This window comes from Pseudoalteromonas sp. S1608 (assembly GCF_005887265.1).
GTDB lineage: Bacteria > Pseudomonadota > Gammaproteobacteria > Enterobacterales > Alteromonadaceae > Pseudoalteromonas > Pseudoalteromonas undina.
In genome coordinates this window covers 1-5,093 of record NZ_PNDK01000065.1, presented here as the reverse complement: position 1 = coordinate 5,093, position 5,093 = coordinate 1, and the positions used below count along the sequence as shown (strand labels likewise).

Annotated in this window: 5 protein-coding genes and 1 other RNA gene; 4 read left to right on the top strand and 2 right to left on the bottom strand. The window is 42.1% G+C overall.

Annotation, left to right across the window (positions count from 1 at the left end; translation table 11 throughout):
- Window positions 1-184: 184 nt before the first annotated feature.
- Together rnpB and rsmI are read right to left on the bottom strand one after the other, a co-directional pair.
- Window positions 185-549: RNase P RNA component class A (gene rnpB / locus CWB75_RS18550), an RNA gene on the bottom strand.
- Between the two features lie 43 nt (window positions 550-592).
- Window positions 593-1,450, bottom strand: coding sequence for a 16S rRNA (cytidine(1402)-2'-O)-methyltransferase (rsmI, locus tag CWB75_RS18545; RefSeq protein WP_010390670.1), 858 nt, complete (start codon window positions 1,448-1,450; stop codon window positions 593-595).
- Window positions 1,451-1,510: 60 nt separating this feature from the next.
- Here rsmI and CWB75_RS18540 point away from each other — a divergent pair, with 60 nt between their 5' ends.
- The 4 genes from CWB75_RS18540 (at window position 1,511) to dolP (ending at window position 5,066) form a co-directional block, all read left to right on the top strand.
- A complete protein-coding gene (locus CWB75_RS18540; protein WP_054202318.1) occupies window positions 1,511-3,391 on the top strand; it encodes a penicillin-binding protein activator in 1,881 nt (626 codons plus the stop codon).
- Window positions 3,392-3,400: 9 nt separating this feature from the next.
- Entirely contained in the window at window positions 3,401-3,772 is a 372-nt protein-coding gene (locus tag CWB75_RS18535; RefSeq protein WP_008110719.1) for a YraN family protein, read from the top strand.
- A gap of 141 nt (window positions 3,773-3,913) precedes the next feature.
- Window positions 3,914-4,507, top strand: coding sequence for an SIS domain-containing protein (locus tag CWB75_RS18530; protein WP_008110721.1), 594 nt, complete (start codon window positions 3,914-3,916; stop codon window positions 4,505-4,507).
- Window positions 4,500-5,066, top strand: a complete 567-nt coding sequence (gene dolP / locus CWB75_RS18525; protein ID WP_008468380.1) for a division/outer membrane stress-associated lipid-binding lipoprotein — start codon at window positions 4,500-4,502, stop codon at window positions 5,064-5,066. Before CWB75_RS18530 ends, dolP begins: the two co-directional genes overlap by 8 nt.
- Window positions 5,067-5,093 lie beyond the last annotated feature (27 nt).

The following is a 5,093-nucleotide window of genomic DNA, read 5'->3' as shown; positions in this document are numbered from 1 at the left end:
CGAGGTTCGAGAAATTTAAAAGCCTTGCGGTTAACATTACAAGGTTTTTTATACCTGAAGGCGATAGTTAGTCTCGCGTCGAGTTTAGGTTTTAAGCCCGCAACCCGCCTCCCGCCCGCAACCTGACAGCTTATTCCAAACACAAAAAAGCCCGCAGCGTTAACTGCGGGCTTTTTTATTGAATGAGTGAGTTAGCCATATAAGCCGGGTTCTGTCCTTTCCGAAGAAAGTGATAATCATTCGTCTAGGCCATAAATCGCTCTATGGCTCAAGCAACCTACCCGGTTCCAACGTGGGCCACGCCATAAGGAACCCTATTTGGTCTTGCTCCGAGTGGAGTTTACCTTGCAACCGACTATTACTAGCGGCCCGGTGCGCTCTTACCGCACCCTTTCACCCTTACCAATCCGAAGATTGGCGGTCTTCTCTCTGCTGCACTTGTCGTGGGCTCACGCCCCCCAGCCGTTAACTGGCACTCTGCCCTATGGAGCCCGGACTTTCCTCCCCCTGATCATTTTCGTCACAGGCAGCGATTATCTTGGCTAACTCGGCGCGCAGTATACATGAGAGCACAACACTACGCAGTAAACATTTACTGTTTTTCTTCAATAATTGTTTTATACAACGCGTTTTTCTTCATGCCGAAGTAATCGGCTACTACACCACACGCTTTTTTCATTGGCATTTCGTTTTCAAGTAACGCTAACATTTTACGGGCTTCTGGCGGAATATCGTCAACTACCTTAGCTTTACCTGGCAGCATGAGTACTATTTCACCGCGTTGCTTGGTAGGATCGTCAGTTAAAAACTGCTTTAACTCACTCACTGTGCCATTAAAAAAGGTTTCAAAGGTTTTAGTGAGCTCTTTGGCAAATACCACCTGCTGCTCACTACCTAGCGCTGCTTCTAAATCGTCAAGGCTTGCCATAATACGGTGGGTACTTTCATACATAATACTGGTAATACTTGAGTTAACCGCATCTATAAAAAAGTCTTGGCGCGCTTTACTTTTAGCAGGTGTAAAACCAATAAATTGAAAACGGTCAGTTGGTAACCCAGAACAACATACCGCCGTAATAGCAGCACATGCACCAGGCACGGGGGTTACACTTGCGCCCTGCTCACGACATAAATTAACCACCGCATAACCAGGATCACTGATCAGGGGTGTGCCTGCATCAGAAACTAATGCAATATTTAACCCTTGATTAAGTTGGTCGATAATTTGCTGCGCTTTTTGCTTTTCATTATGGTCATGTAACGCAAAGGTTTTAGCCTTAATACCAAAGTGGCTAAGTAGCTTACCAGTATGGCGAGTGTCTTCAGCCGCGATTAAGTCAACCTGCGATAATGTCGCGATTGCACGCTGACTTAAGTCGTCATAATTGCCGATTGGGGTGGCAACAACGTAAAGAGTGCCAATTTTCTGTGAATTCTCCTCATTTAACATTGAGGTCTCCTGCGTCAGTCAGTAATATAAGCAAATCGCGTTAACGTATGGGAAATCATTGTGCGACTTAAACTAGTTAGTCTATTAATTATATTGTCAGGGTTATCGGCGTGTAGCACAACCGAAAAACCAACTAAAACCAGCGATAACTTAAGTAACAGTGCCAATACGCTGAAAAATGAAGCATTGAATGCGCAATCTATTTACCAATTAGCGCAAAACCGCTATGGCGCTGATAAAATTCAGCTACTTTATAGTGCTCGTGATAGCGCAATTACAGAAGAAAACTGGCCACTACTCGAAAAAATATGCACTGAACTTGCACTTACCGCCAGTGTTGATCAAATTCAAAATCGTTTATACATTGCCTTTGCGCAAAAAGAGCAAAATAAAAATCAGCAAGCACTTGAGGTACTAAACACGCTAGAGGGGCAACTTAAGCAACCTGAACATTTTGCTTGGCACCAATTTTTAACTGCCAGCATTTTTGCGTCGCAAGACTTACCAAAACGTGCAGCTCCTTACTTTTTTGCTGCCTCTGAATCGGTAGCAAAAAATAATATTTCTATCCCTAAACTTAATGACGCACTTTGGCATAATTTAAAGCAGCTTTCTTCGTATGCATTAGAGCGATTTAACCGTGGCTCGGTTATTCAACAAGGCTGGGTTAACTTAGCTTTGTATCATCAGGTTTATGCCAACAGCTCTGTTGATTTAGACCAAGCGATTAATAATTGGCGCCGCCGTTACCTTGGGCACCCTGGTACCAATGTTCTACCAAAACAAGATACCTACGCCAATGAATTAGCACCACTAAATATTGAACGCTTAGTTGTGCTATTACCTCAGTCAGGTGCTAACAAGCGCTTAGGGGATGCATTAAAAGCCGGCATACTGGCTGCACTTGATAAAAAAGAGATTAGCGAAACGCTGTTTATTGATGAAAATACCGAAACCGAAGCGTTGGGTGCACAGATAACACAATTACAACCGGACTTTGTTATTGGCCCGCTATTAAAAGCCAATATAGATAAGCTCGCTAATACCAATACATTACTCGATATACCCACATTACATTTAAATACCTTTGATGGCGAACGAACCTCTTTGCAGCACTACTTTTTTGCGCTTAATCCTGAGCATGAAGTACAACAAACTCTAGAGCATTTTTTAGCGCAAGGTTATCAAAAACCTATGTTGCTAGCGCCAAATAATACCAATGGTCAGCGCTTAATTGACTACTTTAACCTGCAATGGCAACGCTATAGTGAAACAACCACACAAGTTGGCTTTTACAACGATAATAAAGATATGCCCAATACCATTACCAGCTTGCTAGAAGTTGATAAATCAAAAGAGCGTATTAAATCGGTTAAAACACTCTTTAATAAAGAAGTAGAAAGTGAAACCCGCTCACGTGGCGATATTGATGCAATTTACATATTAGGTGACGCCATAGAGACCCGATTAATTAAGCCTTACCTAGATGTTAACGTAAGCACCTTTGCCGACAGGATCCCCATTTACGCCAGCTCTAAAAGTCATAGTAAGCAAATAGATACCACTGACAAAGGCGATTTAGATGGGCTTTACTTTACCGAACTTCCTTGGATGTTAGACTCACAAATTACGCAGCATAATCTACGTAAGCAATATAATGATTTATGGCCTGAACAGGCTGATATTAGCCAACGTTTATTTGCCATGGCCTATGATGCCGTCGCCATGCTGAATGATATTAGACAGCTGAGCATTACACCCGATAAATACTTTTCAGGCTTAAGCGGTAAATTATCCATTAATAGTGCCGGTGATATTGAACGATCACTGCAATGGGCGCAGTACAGCAATCGCCGTATAAAACCTGTGGAATTAAAAACACAACGCCCTGTGCCGCTATTTATGCAGTCGGCAAACGATGGCATAACCATTATTAACTAAGGGGTTAGCATGTCGTGGTTTAAACAGCTGTGGCAAAATAGTCGTGAAAAAGGCCAGTATTATGAGCGCCAAGCGCAAAAGTATTTAGAAGCGCAAGGTTTAAAAGCGATTGAGCGTAATTACTACTGCCCCTACGGCGAACTTGATGTCATTATGAAAGACGGTGACACCTTAGTGTTTGTTGAAGTTAAGTTTCGTAAAAATAACATAAAAGGCGGCGCTAATTATGCGCTAAGCCCGCAAAAGCAAGCTAAGTTAAAGCGCACTATTTATCATTACCTTGGTGCTAAAAACTTAAAAAACCAGCCATTACGTATTGATTACGTAGCTATAACAGGCGAACCGTCATTACATATTAACTGGCTGAAAAACGTATTTTAATGTCTGATGTATAAAAATAAGACGATTACAACAGCTTCATGTTGAGCATACAGTTAAACATTAGCTAACGCCTAAAATAATTACCTTTTAATAAAGCCGGTGTGAGCTCACACAGAATTAGAGATAAATTGTTGGTAACCCATGCAAGATACAATTAAAGAAATTTTTAAAGAAAGTATTCAAGTTCAAATAGCTGCAGGCGAAGTGTTGCCAAGCGCGTTAGAATCAGCGGCATTTACCATTGCACAAAGCCTGATCAATGGGAATAAATTGATCTGTTGCGGTACTGCAAACTGCCATATGCTGGCACAACACATGGCAGGCGTACTGGTTAATTTTTACGAAACAGAACGCCCCTGCTTACCTGCAATCGCTCTCTCACAAGAGAATATTAACCTTGGCCAAGGCAATCAAATAGATGACCACGATACATTTGCACGCCAAGTTCGTGCCTTTGCTCAGCAAGGTGACTTATTATTGGTACTTGCCATTAATGGTAATGAAAAACACATAATTTCTGCAGTAGAAGCGGCACTTACCAAAGATATGAAGGTCATAGTAATGGTAGGCGATGATGGCGGCGAACTCGTTGGCTTGCTTGGCCATAACGATGTAGAAATTCGTACGCCGTCTAAACGCCCGAGTCGCATTATTGAATCGCATTTAGTGAACCTTCACTGTTTAAGTGAGTTGGTGGATTTAACCCTTTTCCCGCAGGACGAAAATTATGTTTAAACGCTCCCTAATTATCTTAGGCACTGTTGTGTTATTGCAAGGTTGTGCCGCAGCTGTGGTCGCCGGTACAGCCAGTGCTGTTACTGCCGCTAACGATAGACGAACCATTGGCTCGCAAATAGACGACAACAATATTGAAATAAAAGCCAGTATTGCTATTAGCGAAGATGAACGCCTTAATAAGTTTGCTCATATCAGCGTTATAAGCGTAAATGGCGTGGTTTTAATGGTAGGCCAAGTGCCTAACCAAGAAATGAAAAACCAAGCGTTTAAAACCATTGAGAACCTATCTGGTATTCGCAAAATTCATAACCAACTTCGCATTGGCTCTAATATTGGAATCACCACGCAAACTCACGACTCATGGTTAACCTCAAAAGTAAAAGCGCAGCTTTTAGCGGCTGAAAACATCAGCAGTAATAATATAAAAGTAGTGACTGAAAATGCCGAAGTATACTTAATGGGGCTAGTATCTGACGCTGAAGCAAACCAAGCCGTTAATATAGCTCGCAACATCTCTGGCGTAGAGCGGGTAGTTAAAGTGTTTGAGTATTTGTAAAAGTCTTAGGTTCGAGGTTCGAGGTTC